Below are 15,365 nucleotides of genomic sequence, written 5' to 3' on the forward strand. Positions count from 1 at the left end.
AAGTCACTGTGGCAGCGAGACTCCGGCGTGCCGAAACCAACCGAGTACTTGCACGTCCCGCGGAGTCGGAGCGTGGCCCAACCCGGGGTTCATTCCGGGATCAGTTCGGCGGACCGTTCGGCGACCTCATGCCGCAGAGCGGCCCACAGGGCGCGTACGGCGGGGTGTGACACCGCCTCGCGACGGGCGGCCAGGGTGATGGGAAGCCGAATGTCGATCTCGTCGGCGAGCAGCCGACGTAGCTGTGTCCGCTGGGCCAGAAAAGCCGGCAGGACGCCGATACCGGCCCCTTGCTGGGTGGCTTCGAGCTGAGCGAAGACGTTCGTCGAGGAGAATGCCGGGGTCATGCCCGGAAGATGGCGCTCGATGTCGAGATCGCCGACCTGCAGCATTGACTCGATGTAGAAGATCAGCGCGTGCTCCCGCAGCCCGGCCACCGTTTCCGGCCGGCCGTACTGATTGAGGTAGTCGTCGGAGGCGTAGAGCCCCAGCGCGTAGTCGGTGAGGTGCTCGGTCACCAGGCGGCTGCTCGACGGAATGCCGATGACGAGAGCGAGATCGAAGCCGGTCGGGCGCAGGGCGAGTTGCCGTGTCGCGGTGATGAGTTCGACCTGGAGCCGGGGGTGCAGGCGTCGTACTCGCACGAGGGCGGGCGTGGCGAAGGCGGTGCCGAAGCCGTCGGGAGCGGTGACGCGCACCGTACCGTGCAGGGATGGTGAGTCCTGACCTGCCACAGTGTCGGCGACGCGGTTGAGGGCCTCCTCGATCGTGCGCGCGTTCTCCGAGACGGCTCTTCCGATGTCGGTCAGCGTCCATCCCTCCGTGCCGCGCTCGATGAGGCGCAGGCCGATGCTCTTCTCCAATGCGGTGATACGGCGTGACACGGTGGTGTGATCCACGCCGAGTGCGTCGGCGGCGGTCACCAGACGCCCGGTACGGGATACCGCGAGCAGGTAGCGCAGATCGTCCGCGCGGAGTGTGCGCGGATCGACGGAGCGACGGGAGCCGACCGGTGGCTGGGAGGGCCTCTCGTCCGGCGAGCGGGAATGCACGGCACCACCGTATCTGCATTTCTGCACAGCGGGTGTGCACCATTGGTGGTTGATTGCACACATTGCGAGGTCGCATATTCAAGGCAGTGGGCGCCACATGCCCGCCGTTCTCGCTGAAAGGGCCCCATGGTTGCCAGCCTTTCCCTCCCGCGGATCCTGCGCGTCGGCCGCGGCGCCGTCGGTGAACTGGGAGACGTCGTCACGGGGCTGGGCCTGCGCCGCCCCCTGCTGGTGACGGACGCGTTCCTCGCCGGGACTGGTGCGGCGCAACGACTGATGGAGACGCTGAGGGATGCCGGGCTGCAGCCGCGCCTGTTCGCCGGCACCGTCCCGGATCCGACGACCGACTCGCTCGGCGAGGGCCTCACCGTGCTGCGGGAGCACGGGGCGGACTCGGTGATCGGATTTGGCGGCGGCAGCCCGATGGACACCGCCAAGGCCCTCGGCCTGCTGGGCGTCCAAGGCGGCCAGATGCGTGACTACAAGGCCCCGCGTACCAACCTCGGTCCGGCGCTTCCGGTGATCGCGGTCCCGACGACAGCTGGCAGCGGCTCGGAAGCCACCCAGTTCACCGTCATCACCGACAGCGCCACGGACGAGAAGATGCTCTGTCCGGGCCCGGCGTTCCTGCCGGTCGCCGCGGTCGTCGACTTCGAACTGACCCTGTCGATGCCGACCCGGCTGACCGCCGACACCGGTGTCGACGCGCTCACTCATGCCGTTGAGGCATACGTGAGCCGCAAGGCCAATCCGTTCTCCGACGGCTTCGCGCTGAACGCGATCCGGACCATCGGCCAACACCTCCGCCGTGTCTACGCCGACGGGGAAGACGCTGAGGCTCGCGAGGCGATGATGCTCGCCGCGACCCAGGCCGGCATCGCCTTTTCCAACTCCAGCGTGGCGCTCGTGCATGGCATGAGCCGCCCCATCGGCGCTCACTTCCACGTCGCCCACGGTCTCTCGAACGCGATGCTCTTCCCCGCGGTGACGGCGTTCTCCGTGCACGCCGCCGAGAGCCGGTACGCAGACTGCGCCCGCGCTCTCGGAGCCGCCACCGACGGCGACAGCGATGCCATGGCCGCTGAGAAGTTCGTGGCGGCTCTCCGCACCCTGTGCCAGGACCTGGAGGTGCCCACTCCTCAGGCCCACGGCATCGACAAGGCAGAGTGGTTCCGCCTGTCACCCCTCATGGCCGCGCAGGCGCTCGCGTCCGGATCCCCCGTCAACAACCCTGTCGTACCCACCGCGGAGGAGATCCAGGATCTCTACGCGAAGATCTACGCCTGACACTCGGCGAGCAAGGAACCCTGATGACCACGACAGCCGCCGCCCCGGCGCACATCGACCACTACATCGACGGCCGCGTCGACGATCGCGGCGCCGAGACCCGCAGCGAGGTCTACAACCCCGCCACCGGCCAGGTGACCGGCCTTGTCGCGCTGGCGACCGCCGAGGACGTGGACGCTGCGGTCCGGGCCGCGTCCGAGGCGTTCGAGACCTGGTCCGCCACCCCGCCCCACATCCGTGCCCGTATCCTCTTCCGGTTCCGCGACCTGGTCGAACGGGACACGGACCGGCTCGCCTCGATCATCACGGCCGAGCACGGCAAGGTGCTCTCCGATGCCAGGGGCGAGGTCATCCGCGGGCTCGAGGTCGTCGAGTTCGCGTGCGGCATTCCGCAGCAACTGAAGGGTGAGTTCTCCGAGAACGTCGCCCGCGAGGTGGACGCCGTGTCCCTGCGCCAGCCGCTCGGGGTGGTCGCCGGCATCTCGCCGTTCAACTTCCCCGCCATGGTGCCGATGTGGATGTTCCCCGTTGCCCTGGCCTGCGGAAACACCTTCGTGATGAAGCCGTCGGAGAAGGACCCCACACTCAGCGTCGAACTCGCCCGGCTGCTCACCGAAGCCGGTCTGCCGAAGGGCGTGTTCAACGTGGTGCACGGCGACAAGACGGCCGTGGACGCCCTCCTCACCCACGACGACGTCGAGGCGGTGAGTTTCGTGGGCTCCACCCCGATCGCCGAGTACGTCCACCGGACCGCCACCGCGGGCGGCAAGCGCGTGCAGGCCCTCGGCGGTGCCAAGAACCACATGGTCGTCATGCCCGACGCCGACCTCGACCAGACCGTCGCCGCGCTGATGGGCGCCGCCTACGGCTCCGCCGGCGAACGATGCATGGCCATCTCGGTCGCGGTACCCGTGGGCGAGGACACCGCGAACGCGCTGCGCGAGCGGCTCGTCGCCGCCCTCGCCGAGCTCAAGGTCGGCCCGGGCACCCAGGACGGGGTCGAGATGGGACCGCTGGTCACGAAGGCCCACCGGGACAAGGTGGCCGACTACCTCGAGGTGGGTACGGACGAAGGCGCCGAGTTGGTCGTCGACGGCCGTCGGACCCCGGTCCCCGGCCATGAAGGCGGATTCTTCCTCGGCGCATCGCTGTTCGACCACGTCGGCCCGCACATGCGGATCTACCGCGAGGAGATCTTCGGTCCGGTGCTCGCCATGGTCCGGGCGCAGTCGTTCACCGAAGCCCTGCAGTTGGTCAACGACCACGAGTTCGGTAACGGCACGGCGATCTTCACCGCCGACGGGCACACCGCCCGCACCTTCCTGGCCAAGGTGAAGGCCGGAATGGTCGGGGTCAACGTGCCGATCCCGGTCCCCATGGCCTTCCACTCCTTCGGCGGCTGGAAGAGGTCCCTGTTCGGAGACCACCACATCCATGGCCCCGAGGGCGTGCGTTTCTACTCCCGCTACAAGACCGCGACCACCCGCTGGCCGAACGACAGCCAGGCGCGCGCGGAGTACGCGATGCCGACCCATGGCTGACACCACCACGGCCGAGGTTCTCGCCGACGTCCACCGGGGCGTCGGCCGGATCCTGCTGAACCGGCCCAAGGCTCTCAACGCCCTGACGACAGGCATGGTCGCCGCCATCGACCGTGTGCTCGCCGCATGGGAGCACATACCACTGTCCGCTGTGGTGCTGGGCAGCACCAACACGAAGGCGTTCTGCGCCGGTGGAGACATCCGCACGATCCGCGAGCACAGCCTCGCGGGGGATGCCGAGGCCAGTGAGCGGTTCTTCGCCTCCGAGTACCGGCTCAACGCCCGGATTGCCGGGTACCCCGTCCCGGTCGTCTCGCTCATCGACGGCCTGTGCATGGGCGGCGGCCTCGGCCTGTCCGTCCACGGCACCTTCCGCGTCGTCACCGAGCGCGCGGTGCTCGCGATGCCCGAGACCGGGATCGGGTTCTTTCCGGACGTCGGGGCCAGCTTCTTTCTGCCGAGGCTGCCGGGCGCGATCGGCATGTACCTGGGACTGACCGGGCACCGGCTTGACGTGGCCGACGCCCTGTACACGGGACTGGCCACGCACTTCGTCCCCGCGGACAGGCTCGACGCGGTCGCGGATGTCCTGGCCGACAACCCCGGCGACCCGGTGGACGTCGTCCTCAACCGCCTCGCCGGCCGCTCCCCGGTGGCGGAAAGCAGGCTGGCGAAGGCACGCGGGGACGTGGACTGGGCGTTCGGCGCCCCAACCCTCGGCGAGATCGAGAAGCGCCTGCGTCACCTCGACACCCCTTGGGCTGCAGCCACGCTGGTCGCCTTGGAGTCCGCCTCGCCGCAGAGCCTGGAGATCACCCACGCCCTGCTGGCCCGGGGCAGGCAGCACACGCTGCGCGAGTGTCTTGGCACCGAACTCGCCCTCACGCGCACGACCATCCGCACGCCGGACTTCCTTGAGGGCGTCCGTGCGGCTCTGGTCGACAAGGACCGCAGTCCCAACTGGCGGCGTGCGTCATACGGCGGACCAGTGCTGCCGACCTGAGTGCTTCCGCCAGTTTCTTGGCCGTCGTGCCAGCGGGAGAGTGGCGGCTCGCCCTGACGGAGCGGCTGCCAGCCGCGCATTTACGCCCGCTCCACCCCGCCGCTGTTGGCCGCGGTTTGCGTGGCCGCTCGCCGCAGTGCGTGGCGGCATGCCTGGATGGCGGGGTGTTGGTTGCGGCCGCGGCGTACCGCGGTGAAGATGCGGCGTGTTTGCTGCCCGGTGGGGAGCGGGCGCAGCGCGACGGTCGGGGGCCGCTCGTTCCACATGAGGTCGGGGAGCAGGGCAGCGGCGTGACCTAGCTCGACGAGGCGTAGATGGATCAGGAGGTCGGTGGTTTCGAACCGTACGTCTGGTTCGAAACCGGCGGTGCGGCACAGGGTCATGGCCCAGTGCCGGGCAGCTGTTCCTTCGGGTTCCATGGCCCACGGGTGGTCGGCGAGTGAGCGCAGTGACGCCGTGGGGCTGCTCCCGGCGGTGTCACCCGCTGGTGCGGGCTGCGCGAGGTGGAGGGGGTCGTCGAGGAGGTCTTCCTGTTCCAATTCGGCCGGCCGGGGGTTGGGGTTGCCCGGGTACTCCTCGGCGATGACCAGGTCGAAGTCGCGGGCCTGAAGTGCCGGCAGGGCCATTTCCGGTGGCATCTGCGTGACGTGGATCCGTAGGCCGGGGTGGAGGCTGCGCAACAGGCTCAGCGCGCTGGGCACCAGGGTGAGGGCGGCTGTCTGGAACGAGGCGATGCGCAGGGTGCCGGTCAGATCGGTCAGGGAGGTGGCCAGGTCCGCCTCGGCGCGCTCCAGGCGCTCCAGCACTGCCTCGGTGTGCGCGACCAGGATCTCCGCCTGGGCGGTCAGCCTCACGCGTCGCCCGACCGGTTCCAGCAGCCGCACGCCGACCTCTGCCTCCAGCTGGGAGAGCTGCTGGGAGACGGAGGAGGGGCTGTAGGAGAGGGCGGCGGCGACGGCCGCGAGAGTGCCGCGGTGTTTGAGCTCGCGCAGTAGGCGTAGTCGGTGCAGGTCGAACATCGGCGGAGTGTTCTCCTCGGAGTCGCGACGCAGCTTGACTGGTCGGTTTCTCTGATGAATATAGGTTGGAAACATTCGCTGGACCGAATGGATGCGTGCGCAGCACGCTGTCTGCGTGACTCAAGAGACTCCTGTCCTCCGCGCGGTGCGGTGGTGGGCGCGGCCCGCCGCCAGGTCCTGGACCTGCGCGCCCGCCCCCGCCCAGGTGCGTGCCTTCCACGCCTCCCTGCCCGAGTACGCCCCCACCCCACTGCCCGAACTCCCCTCGCTCGCCGCCGAGCTGGGGGTCGGGAAGGTGTTCGTCAAGGACGAGTCGTCCCGTCTGGGCCTGCCCGCCTTCAAGGTGTTGGGCGCATCCTGGGCGGTGCACCGCACGCTTGCCGAGCGGGCGGCGCACGGCGAGCAGTTGGGTCCGCTCACGCTGGTGACCGCCACCGACGGCAACCACGGCCGCGCTGTGGCCCGTGTGGCACGCCTGCTCGGCCAGCGGGCCCACGCCTTCGTCCCGCAGGGGGTGCATCCGAAGGCCGCGGGGGCCATCGCCGCCGAAGGGGCGGAGGTCACCCGGGTCGCGGGATCCTACGACGAGGCCGTGCGGCAAGCGGCCCAGGCGGCTGCCGCGCCGGACGCGGTGCTGCTCCAGGACACCGCCTGGCCGGGCTACGAGACGATCCCGGGCTGGATCGTCGAGGGCTACTCCACCCTCTGCGCCGAAATCGACGAGCAGCTTGCGGCCAGCGGCGCCGGGATACCCGATCTCGTCGCCGTCCCGGTGGGGGTGGGCTCGCTGGCTCAAGCCGTCGTCACCCACTACCGCAGCCGCGCGGCCGGCCAGGCACCGGCGCTGCTGGCGGTGGAACCCCAGGCCGCTTCCTGTGTCATCGAGAGCCTTACGCTCGGCGAACCGGTCAGCGTCACCACGGGTGACACCACCATGGCCGGCCTGAACTGCGGTACTCCCTCCAGCATCGCCTGGCCCTACCTGCGCAGCGGGCTGAACGCCGCCATCTCCATCGCCGACGCCGACAGTGCCCGTGCAGCAGGCGACCTCGCCGCCCTCGGCGTCTCCTCCGGCCCCTGCGGCGCCGCCTCGCTCGCCGGCGTCCGCGCCGCGCTCACCGGCGACGGCGCCGGCGGGCGCCGTGCCGCCCTGGGCCTCGGCCTCGCCTCAACGGTGGTGCTGCTGAGCACCGAGGGCAGCGTCGCCAACCCGCACGGCACCTCCGACCACTGATCCCCACCACTTCGCTCCCCGGTCACGGCCACCGCCGGACGCACCGCGGAGGCAGCCACCGCCCCACCGTTTCCGCCGACTTCTGGGAGACAGGTCATGACGAGCCCCGCCCCCGACAAGATCACTGTCAACGGCGACCGCCTGTGGCAGTCCCTGATGGACCTCGCCGAGATCGGCGCGTACGACGACGAGCGCACCGGTCTGCGCGGCGTCAACCGCCTGGCCCTGACCGACGCCGACGCGGCCGGGCGGCGCAAGGTCATCGCATGGATGGAACAGGCCGGACTGAACGTCCGCGTCGACGCCATGGGCAACATCTACGGCCGCCGCGAGGGCACCGACCCCACCGCGGCCCCGGTGCTGACCGGCTCACACATCGACAGCGTCGCCACCGCCGGCGCCTTCGACGGCTGCCTCGGAGTCCTGGGCGGCATCGAAGTCGTACGGGTGCTGAACGAGCACGGCATCACCACCCGCCACCCCATCGAGGTCGGCGTCTTCACCGAGGAAGAAGGCGTCCGCTTCGGCACCGACATGCTCGGCAGCGCGGTCGCCGCCGGACGCCTCACCCTTCAGTACGCCCACGCCATGACCGACCGCGACGGCCTCACCCTCGGCGCCGAACTTACCCGCACCGGCTTCAACGGCCCCGCCGACGTACGCCTCGACCCGCCGCACGCCTACGTCGAGTGCCATATCGAACAGGGCCCCGTGCTCGCCGAGAACGGAGTCACGGTCGGCGTCGTCACCGGCGTTCAGGGCATCTCCTGGCAGGAGATCACCATCCACGGCCGCGCCGCCCACGCCGGCACCACCCCCACCCACCTGCGCGCCGACGCCGGCCTCGCCGCCGCCCAGATCATCGTCCACCTGCGGACCATGGTCGACTCCGGGAACTACGGCGACCTGCGTGCGACGGTCGGCCACCTGAACGTCCACCCGGACCTGACCAACATCGTCCCGGCCCGCACCGAGATGACCGTCGACCTGCGCAACCCCGACGATGCCCGGATGGCCCGCGCCGAGGCGGACCTCGCCGCCTTCCTGCGGACCCTGGAAGACAGCCAGCCAGGACTGTCCCTCCATACCCGGCGAATGGCCCAGACCTCCTGTATCCCCTTCGACGAAGGCGTCCAGAAGGTCATCGCTCAGGCCGCCGACGACCACGGTCTGGAGCACATCTCCCTGCTCTCCGGCGCCGGGCACGACGCCCAGGAGATCGCCGCGCTCTGCCCCACAGCCATGATCTTCGTACGCGGTGAGTACGACGGCATCAGCCACAACCCCCGCGAATACTCCACCCCCGAAGCATGCACCCACGGCGTCAACGTCCTCGCGACCACTCTCCTCCGCCTGGCCGGCCAGAACTGACCGCCAAAGGCCGAGCGGCCCATACCTGATGCGGGGAGGACCAGCAGGCCCTCCCCGCATCAGGTGTGCCCGTGCCTGCCCTGAGACTTGTGCAGGTCAGTGTTTGTCCCTTCTGGTTGGTCAGCCAGGAGCGACGCGGCTGGGCGGAGGTTGCTGCTGTTCGTCTCGTGGTTGTCTCCGCCGTGGGTCAGGCGGCCTGTACCAGGTAGTACGGGCTGATGTCGTGGCGGGTGGCGGGTCGGACCTTGCGGTGGGTGAGGCGCCTTGTCATCAGGGTGATGGCTGCCTACGTGTGATGAGTGCTTCGCTCACCTGGGGCAGGCGTTCGTGGTCCCGGCAGTGACGGCGGGCCCTCATGATCCACGACCGCGACTGCTCGACCACCCACCTGCGCGGCAGGACCACGAAGCCCTTCGCGTCCGGTGGGCGGCGGACTGTCTTGGTGGTGATGTCGAGGTAGGTCTTGGCCCAGGTCACCAGCTTCCCGGCGTAGGCGGAGTCGGCCCAGACGATGGCGATCTCGGGGTGCATGAGAGCGACGCGGAACAGCAGCTCCTTGGCCGCTTCGCGGTCGGTCACGTTGGGCGCGGTGACCATCACTAGGAGCACCAGGCCCCTGTTGTCGCAGAACAGATGCCTCTTCCGGCCGTTGATCCTGTTGGCTTCGTCCCATCCACGGGTGTCCTTGCCGACGGTCTCGGAGCCCTTGATGCTCTGCGAGTCGACGATCGCCGACGCCGCGCGGGGTGTCTTCCCGCTGGCGAGACGGATCCTGCGACGGAGTTGGTCGCGGATGCCGATGATCCTGGAAGCGGCCCAGCGCCGGGCAAAGCCGTAAGTCGTCCGCCATGGAGGGTGGTCGGCGGGCATTGCGCATCACTTTATGCCGTTGTCGACCAGATAGCGGATGCCGTCGACGATCTCCCGCCAGGGGTGGGCTTCGGGATGCCCGCTACTCGCTTTCTGGCATGCGGGAACGGGCAACAGCGGCTCGATCAGGGCCCATTCGGCGTCGGCCATGCCGGAGGGATAGCGGGGTTCGCGCATCAGAGAGTGGGGCCCGGTCCGTGTGGGGAGCGCTGCGGACGCGTGGACCGGACCCCGGTCTCCTGATGTGGCGGTGCGCGTTCCGGCCGCGAAGGGTGGTCAGCGCGGTGGCTGGGCGGCCATCGCGAGGTTCGCCTCGATCGCCCTCATCTGGTCGCTGAGGTAGCCGGCCCAGGTGCTCTTGGGGAACAGGGCCAGGTGCGGGCCGATCGTGCCCGTGATCATCCGGCGGAACTGGGTGAGCTTCTCGCTGAGCCAAGCCCGCTCCTCCAGCTCGGCCTCGCTCGCGCAGAAGTGATAGCCCAGGTCACGGGTCCAAAGAACGGGTGGCCAGCTGCGTTCGGCGCACAGGTCGCGCAGGGTGGCCAGTCCCCGTCTGATTTGGCAGCGGATGAGCTCGCACGAACCCATCAGCCGGGTGAGCACCATGCCGGCGGGCGCGACCTCGAACAGCGCGGTGCGTATCAGGTCGGCGCGGCGCTCCGCTGCTGGGGAGCGCTTGGCCACGGTTACTCGCCCGCAGGATGCGGGAGAGTTCCTCGTCCACGTCGACCTCGCCGGTCTCGGCGGCGGTCTCGATCCAGTCCAGTACGGCCCCGCATCGGGCAACGTTTTGCGTGAGGACGGCCCGTTCGTCGTCCCACAGTTGCCGGTCGCGCAGTTGGGGAACCGTCTTCCCGCAGGCGGACACGAACTGGTGGCAGGCGCCGACCAGGTCCAGGAACTCCTCGGTCCGCTCGATCTTTTTCACCGCCCGCCTGTCCGGTGTCTCCCGGCGGAAGTCGTCCGCCTGCTGTTGGAAACGGTCGGTGTGCGCTCGGTTGACCGCGTGCCGGGCGGTGTTGTCGGCGACCACTCTGGCCGCGCCGTCCGGCCGGCGCAGCACGTCGGAGGCGACCTGCGCCGCGACCGTGTCGTCCTCGATGAGGTCGTGGACGACCTCGGTCTTGTGCTGCGTGGTCTGCGCTTTGTTGATCATGTGCCGGGCGGTGTCGTCCGCGACGACTTTGGCCGCCACGGCCGGACGGCGCAGTACGTCCGCGGCCACCTGGGCTGCGACCTCGTCGTCGTCGACCAGGCGGTGGATGGCCGCCACCTTCTGCGGCACCGTCTCAGGATGGGCCGGGCGCTGCCCGACGTGCTTCTTGGCCAGGTCCGTCGTCCAGCGCCGCACCCTTGCGCGCTCATCCAGCGGCGGGGCGCAGATCGTCTCGAAGCGCTCGGTGTCGTCCGGGATGGACGCGAGGATGCAGTGGACCTTGTGGGAGACGCCGTGACGACGCCGCTCTCCGGGCCAGCGGTGGGCGGCGAACCGGTAGTTGCGGACCGTACTCAGCGACAGCCCGAGGTCGTCGGCGTAGATCTGCAACGAGGCATCGACGCCGCCCAGGTCCTCGCCGACGGCCGGATGCGCGCCGCCGTTCGGCTGCATCGGTTCGATCTCCAGCGCGTGGTCCCCGATGGTGAACTGAATGCGCTGCATCGGCGCCGACCAGTTCCCGGTCGGCGCCGATGAACTGCTCGTAGCGCTCGCGGGTTATGTGGCCGATCACGGTGGTGGGCATGGCCGTCACCATCCCCCAAGGGGCAAGGGCCCGGCAGACCGGACCACCGGCGACAACACCCCGGTCCAACTCCAGCCAGAGTCAATCCATTCTAGATCTACCACCAGCAATGGCAGTAAATGACTGCTCGAAAGTAAATCGGACACATGAACCGTTCGCGGAAGCGTCTATCCGGACGCTTGGGCGAACGGTTCCTTCCGCGCCGCCCAGGCCCTCCGGCGACATTTCGCCGAGCAGTACACCGTGTTGCTGCGGTGATCCACCCCGGCCATCCAGACCGCCCCGCACACCCGCCGGCCCTCGTCCCGCTTCAGCGCGGCCACCCGCAGCCTCACCCGCCGCAGCCGACGCCACTGGCTGGAACGACACACGCCCGAGCAGAACACTGCCCGCGGCCCGGCACCCGGCCTCAGCCAGTCACCACAGCCCGGACAACGCCGCTCGCGTTGCGTTTTGTTGGTGACGCTGTTCGGCGATCGCCGTAGCGAAGAGATCGTGCTGGGACTCGAAGTCGGAGTAGAAGGCTCCGTCGGTTCGCTCCGCGCAGACGTTATAGGCGTCGAGCCCCGCGAGCTGTCCATGCCGTCTCGCCCTACGCGGCTCGGGCGGTCTCGCCACTGACCGCCTCGTCGTCGGCTTGCGCTCTCCCGGTCGGCCACGCGGTGAAATCCATACAGCGCGGCCCTCCACGAAAGTGGTCGCCATTGGATCGCCGACGGCGTCGTCGCCTCCTCCGTTGACCGCGCCGGGCGGAAGGCCTGCTGCAGCCCGGATCTCAGTCGCTGTCGGGCACCATCGAGACCACGACCTTGCCGGCCTTGGTGCGGCCCTGCTCCACGTACGCCATCGCCTCAAGCGTCTGGTCGAACGGGAAGGTCCTGTCGATGACCGGGCGGAGCTTCCCGCTGTCGTAGAGGGCACTGAGCTTGCGCAGCTGGGAGCCGTTGGCCTGCATGAAGAAGAACTGGTAGCGCACGTCAAGCGCCTTGGCCTGCTTGCGCACCTTGCGACTGAGTGTGTTCATGACCACGCCCATGAACGAGGGGGCGCCGAGTTGCTTGGCGAACCCGGCGTCCGGCGGGCCGACGACACCGATGGCCAGGCCGCCGGGCTTCAACACCGTCAGAGACTTCTCGAGGTTCGCTCCGCCCAGGGAGTCCAGTACCAGGTCGTAGCCGGACAGCATCTTCGAGAAGTCTTCCTTGGTGTAGTCGACGACGACATCGGCGCCGAGGCTCCTGACCAACTTCTCGGTGTTGGTGTCCGTCGTCGTCGCCACCGTGGCGCCGAGGTGCTTGGCGAGCTGGATGACCGTCGACCCGAGGCCACCGGCGCCGGCGTGGATGAGCACCTTCTGGCCCGGCTTCACGCGGGCACGGTCGACGAGGATCTGCCAGGCGGCCAAGGCCACCAGCGGCACCGCGGCCGCCTCTTCGAGGGTGAGCGAGGCTGGCTTGGGCGCGACATCGTCCTGGTCGATCGCGATGAACTCCGCGAAGCCACCTACCCGCAGGTCGCGCGGACGGGCGTAGACCTCGTCACCGACTTCGAAGCCGCGTACAGCGGAGCCGACCCGCGTCACGACGCCAGCCAGGTCGTGGCCGAGCACGAACGGAGGCTTGTACTTCAGGAGTTGCTTGAACTCCCCGTTGCGGACCATTTTGTCCAGCGGGTTGATGCTGGCGGCGCTCACTCTGACCAGGACGTCGCGGTCCCCGACAGTGGGTTCGGGTACCTGCGCGGCGCGTGCGCCGTCCTTGCCGTACTTCTCGACGACGAATGCCTTCATGTCGGCTGCCCTTCTGCGTGATCTTCGCGGTGGGTTTCTTGGTGGTCGATGTGATGGTTCGGGCAGTTCTTCTGCTCGGGTGCCGAGGCGTCGGCGGAGCCACTGGCTCATCTGCTGGATGGCCTCGGGCCTCGGGTACGCGCCCGGCGCCCCGGACGAAGGCATGCTGTCCTTCGGACGGTCATGACGCTAATGGCTAAGTATAGAAAAGTAAACTCAGATGCCGTTAGAATCACCCCATGGATGTGTGGACGGAAGCTCTTCAGGACACCGGTATGGACCCCCGCCTCGACCGGGACACGTCGAACTGCTCCATCGCGCGGACCCTTGAGGTCGTGGGCGAGAAATGGACGATCCTGATCCTCCGTGAGGTCTGGTACGGCTCGTCCCGTTTCAGCGACTTCGAACGCGTCCTCGGCTGTCCTCGCAACCTCCTCGCGACGCGGCTCCGGATGCTCGTGGAGGAAGGGATCCTGGCCACCGAGACCTATAAGGAGCCCGGGGCACGGAGCCGGCCGAAGTATGTGATCACTCCCAAGGGCATGGATCTGGTCCCGGCCGTGATGGGGCTCCTGCAGTGGGGTGACCGATACCGCGCAGACCCGGAGGGGCCGGCCGTACTGTCGCGACACCGCACATGTGGTGCGCCCGTCAATGTCCAGATTCGCTGCGAACGAGGCCACCCTGTGCAGGCGGAAGACATCGAGAGCGTCCCTGGCCCCGCTTTTCGTATGAGGCCGGCCGAGTGACCTGAGCGCGCTTGAGTCAGGCGATCGGCGCGAACTCCTCTGTCAGCTCTCCGGGGTGCGCTCACTCCGTCTGGCTCGGGACTGGTGGAGGCGGACCTTGGTGCGGTTGCCGCAGCGCGACATGGAGCACCAGCGGCGGTTGTGGGCGGGGGAGCGGTCCAGGAAGCGCAGGGCGCACGTTTCCGCGCCGCAGACGCGTACGCGGCGGATCTCGGCGGACAGCAGCAGGTCGACGGTGTCCTGGGCGATGAGTGCCAGTGCGGCTGTCGGGTCGGCGGCGAGGGTCGAGGTACCGGCGGGTTCCAGACGTCCGTCCCCGATGGCGATTTGAAGGGCAGGCCGGGGGGCCTCCGCTGCCGATCGGTTGAGCAGCGTGACGTCGCCGGATGCGGGTAGTCGGCCGTCTGCGACCGCGAGTACGGCCCGGTCGACCGTCTCGCGCAGCCGTCGGCCCGACGTCAGGACGGCGGCAGTGGCGGGGGTCGAGGCGTCCGGTGCGAGCAGGCTCGCCTCCTGAAGCCACAGGACCAGGTCGACCGGATTCCGGAGAGTCTCCTCCGGCGTGGCACGCCACCGGCGGCGCAGCGTGTTGGCGAAGTCCAGGCAGACCCGCCCGCCGTCCCAGATCCACATGTCGTCCGTTGCCACGCCTCCATTCTGCACGTTAGCTTAACCCTCTAAGAGGGTTAGCTCGTGCATGAGGAGGCGCAGCCATGGGACAGCCGACTGTGACGACCGGAGTGACCCAGGTGGACGGGGTCCGCCTGCACTACGTCCGAGCCGGATCCGGCCCGCTGCTCGTCCTTCTCCACGGTTGGCCGCAGACCTCCGATTGCTGGCGGCCGGTGCTGGCGGATCTCGCCGCCGACCACACTGTCGTGGCGCCCGACCTGCGTGGCTACGGCCTGAGCGACAAGCCCGCATCCGGGTACGACAAGCGGCGCATGGCCGCCGACATGGCCGGCCTCGTCGAGGCGCTCGGCTTTGAGAGTGCCGCGGTCGTGGGACACGACCGCGGTGCCCGTGTGGGGCACCGCTGGGCACTGGACCGTCCGGAGCAGGTGGAACGGCTGGCCGTGCTCGACATCGTGCCGACCCGGGAGATGTTCCGCCGACTGGACGCCTCGCTCGCCTCCGGGTACTGGCACTGGCTGTTCCAGATGCAACCCGATCTGCCTGAGCGCCTGGTGGGACACGACATCCGCGGGTATCTCGAGTACTTCTTCGAGCGGTGGACCTATAACCGCCACGGGTTGACCCCCGAAGCGGTCGACGGCTACGTCCGCGCGTTCTCCCGCCCGGGTGCCATGCGGGCGAGTTTCGACGACTACCGGGCCATGGAGCAGGATGTCGCCCTCGACGACATCGACGCTGCCGAGGGCCGTCGCCTCACGCTGCCGGTACTGGCGTTGTGGGGTTCCGCCGGGTTGCCCTCCCGCCTGCCGACGTTGGAGATCTGGCGCGAGTACGCGGTTGACGTCACCGGTGCCGAGATCCCGGAATGCGGCCACTTCATCCCGGAGGAGCAACCGGAGGTGATGCTGGCGCATCTGCGACCCTTCTTGGTCGGCAGAACGAACCGATGACCCCGCCACGGTGACGGAGGCGGCGTGCCTCCGGCCGGTCGAGCGCCGTACCGAGGGGGGGGCGCCCCCCGGTAATGGGGGGGCGCCCCCCACCGGACGGGCCGCAGCACCGGGCCGGGGCG

The 15,365-nt window shown here is 69.1% G+C and carries 13 protein-coding genes and 1 pseudogene; 7 read left to right on the top strand and 7 right to left on the bottom strand.

What is annotated here, in order from left to right:
* Positions 1 to 89: 89 nt before the first annotated feature.
* Positions 90 to 1,052, bottom strand: a complete 963-nt coding sequence (locus ACFVWD_RS22460) for a LysR family transcriptional regulator (protein ID WP_389598357.1) — start codon at positions 1,050 to 1,052, stop codon at positions 90 to 92.
* A 126-nt stretch (positions 1,053 to 1,178) separates the two neighbouring features.
* Here ACFVWD_RS22460 and ACFVWD_RS22465 point away from each other — a divergent pair, with 126 nt between their 5' ends.
* Genes ACFVWD_RS22465 through ACFVWD_RS22475 form a run of 3 tightly spaced genes read left to right on the top strand, consistent with a single transcriptional unit; the run spans position 1,179 to position 4,883 of the window.
* On the top strand, positions 1,179 to 2,339 hold the full coding sequence (locus ACFVWD_RS22465; RefSeq protein ID WP_389598359.1) for an iron-containing alcohol dehydrogenase: 1,161 nt from the start codon (positions 1,179 to 1,181) through the stop codon (positions 2,337 to 2,339).
* A gap of 23 nt (positions 2,340 to 2,362) precedes the next feature.
* The gene (locus ACFVWD_RS22470) at positions 2,363 to 3,880 is read left to right on the top strand and encodes a CoA-acylating methylmalonate-semialdehyde dehydrogenase (RefSeq protein ID WP_389598361.1); all 1,518 of its coding nucleotides are present in this window, start codon (positions 2,363 to 2,365) and stop codon (positions 3,878 to 3,880) included.
* Positions 3,873 to 4,883 (top strand): enoyl-CoA hydratase/isomerase family protein, encoded by a 1,011-nt coding sequence (locus ACFVWD_RS22475; protein ID WP_389598363.1) that lies wholly within the window; start codon positions 3,873 to 3,875, stop codon positions 4,881 to 4,883. The genes ACFVWD_RS22470 and ACFVWD_RS22475 overlap by 8 nt, the downstream gene beginning before the upstream one ends.
* 80 nt (positions 4,884 to 4,963) lie before the next feature.
* On the opposite strand, the gene ACFVWD_RS22480 is transcribed toward ACFVWD_RS22475, so the two are convergent.
* Positions 4,964 to 5,902 (bottom strand): LysR family transcriptional regulator, encoded by a 939-nt coding sequence (locus ACFVWD_RS22480; protein ID WP_389598365.1) that lies wholly within the window; start codon positions 5,900 to 5,902, stop codon positions 4,964 to 4,966.
* Positions 5,903 to 6,017: 115 nt separating this feature from the next.
* On the opposite strand from ACFVWD_RS22480, the gene ACFVWD_RS22485 reads away from it, so the two are divergent.
* Positions 6,018 to 7,136 carry a diaminopropionate ammonia-lyase gene (locus tag ACFVWD_RS22485; protein ID WP_389598367.1) on the top strand — a complete coding sequence of 373 codons (1,119 nt, stop codon included), beginning with the start codon at positions 6,018 to 6,020 and terminating at the stop codon, positions 7,134 to 7,136.
* 96 nt (positions 7,137 to 7,232) lie between these two features.
* Complete coding sequence (locus ACFVWD_RS22490) at positions 7,233 to 8,507, top strand: M20 family metallo-hydrolase (protein ID WP_389598369.1); 1,275 nt, start codon at positions 7,233 to 7,235, stop codon at positions 8,505 to 8,507.
* Between the two features lie 120 nt (positions 8,508 to 8,627).
* Here ACFVWD_RS22490 and ACFVWD_RS22495 read toward each other — a convergent pair.
* The 4 genes and pseudogenes from ACFVWD_RS22495 to ACFVWD_RS22510 form a co-directional block, all read right to left on the bottom strand.
* Positions 8,628 to 9,554, bottom strand: a pseudogene (locus ACFVWD_RS22495) (IS5 family transposase).
* A 99-nt stretch (positions 9,555 to 9,653) separates the two neighbouring features.
* On the bottom strand, positions 9,654 to 9,779 hold the full coding sequence (locus ACFVWD_RS22500; RefSeq protein WP_389598371.1) for a hypothetical protein: 126 nt from the start codon (positions 9,777 to 9,779) through the stop codon (positions 9,654 to 9,656).
* A gap of 82 nt (positions 9,780 to 9,861) precedes the next feature.
* Entirely contained in the window at positions 9,862 to 11,037 is a 1,176-nt protein-coding gene (locus ACFVWD_RS22505; protein ID WP_389598372.1) for a DUF6192 family protein, read from the bottom strand.
* Positions 11,038 to 11,894: 857 nt separating this feature from the next.
* Positions 11,895 to 12,908, bottom strand: coding sequence for an NADP-dependent oxidoreductase (locus ACFVWD_RS22510; protein WP_389598374.1), 1,014 nt, complete (start codon positions 12,906 to 12,908; stop codon positions 11,895 to 11,897).
* Between the two features lie 275 nt (positions 12,909 to 13,183).
* On the opposite strand from ACFVWD_RS22510, the gene ACFVWD_RS22515 reads away from it, so the two are divergent.
* Complete coding sequence (locus ACFVWD_RS22515; protein ID WP_389598391.1) at positions 13,184 to 13,657, top strand: winged helix-turn-helix transcriptional regulator; 474 nt, start codon at positions 13,184 to 13,186, stop codon at positions 13,655 to 13,657.
* Positions 13,658 to 13,699: 42 nt separating this feature from the next.
* Here ACFVWD_RS22515 and ACFVWD_RS22520 read toward each other — a convergent pair whose 3' ends face one another.
* On the bottom strand, positions 13,700 to 14,305 hold the full coding sequence (locus ACFVWD_RS22520) for a CGNR zinc finger domain-containing protein (RefSeq protein WP_389598375.1): 606 nt from the start codon (positions 14,303 to 14,305) through the stop codon (positions 13,700 to 13,702).
* A 65-nt stretch (positions 14,306 to 14,370) separates the two neighbouring features.
* Here ACFVWD_RS22520 and ACFVWD_RS22525 point away from each other — a divergent pair, with 65 nt between their 5' ends.
* Positions 14,371 to 15,243 carry an alpha/beta fold hydrolase gene (locus ACFVWD_RS22525; RefSeq protein ID WP_389598376.1) on the top strand — a complete coding sequence of 291 codons (873 nt, stop codon included), beginning with the start codon at positions 14,371 to 14,373 and terminating at the stop codon, positions 15,241 to 15,243.
* Positions 15,244 to 15,365: the final 122 nt, after the last annotated feature.

Source organism: Streptomyces sp. NPDC058086 (genome assembly GCF_042885015.1).
Lineage (GTDB): Bacteria > Actinomycetota > Actinomycetes > Streptomycetales > Streptomycetaceae > Streptomyces.

Bases quoted from the DNA above. Each gene is read 5' to 3' on its own strand.
- ACFVWD_RS22465 (WP_389598359.1), top strand. From the start codon at position 1,179: ATGGTTGCCAGCCTTTCCCTCCCGCGGATCCTGCGCGTCGGCCGCGGC.
- ACFVWD_RS22470 (WP_389598361.1), top strand. From the start codon at position 2,363: ATGACCACGACAGCCGCCGCCCCGGCGCACATCGACCACTACATCGAC.
- ACFVWD_RS22475 (WP_389598363.1), top strand. From the start codon at position 3,873: ATGGCTGACACCACCACGGCCGAGGTTCTCGCCGACGTCCACCGGGGC.
- ACFVWD_RS22480 (WP_389598365.1), bottom strand. From the start codon at position 5,902: ATGTTCGACCTGCACCGACTACGCCTACTGCGCGAGCTCAAACACCGC.
- ACFVWD_RS22490 (WP_389598369.1), top strand. From the start codon at position 7,233: ATGACGAGCCCCGCCCCCGACAAGATCACTGTCAACGGCGACCGCCTG.
- ACFVWD_RS22500 (WP_389598371.1), bottom strand. From the start codon at position 9,779: ATGATCACGGGCACGATCGGCCCGCACCTGGCCCTGTTCCCCAAGAGC.
- ACFVWD_RS22505 (WP_389598372.1), bottom strand. From the start codon at position 11,037: ATGCAGCGCATTCAGTTCACCATCGGGGACCACGCGCTGGAGATCGAA.
- ACFVWD_RS22510 (WP_389598374.1), bottom strand. From the start codon at position 12,908: ATGAAGGCATTCGTCGTCGAGAAGTACGGCAAGGACGGCGCACGCGCC.
- ACFVWD_RS22515 (WP_389598391.1), top strand. From the start codon at position 13,184: ATGGACCCCCGCCTCGACCGGGACACGTCGAACTGCTCCATCGCGCGG.
- ACFVWD_RS22525 (WP_389598376.1), top strand. From the start codon at position 14,371: ATGGGACAGCCGACTGTGACGACCGGAGTGACCCAGGTGGACGGGGTC.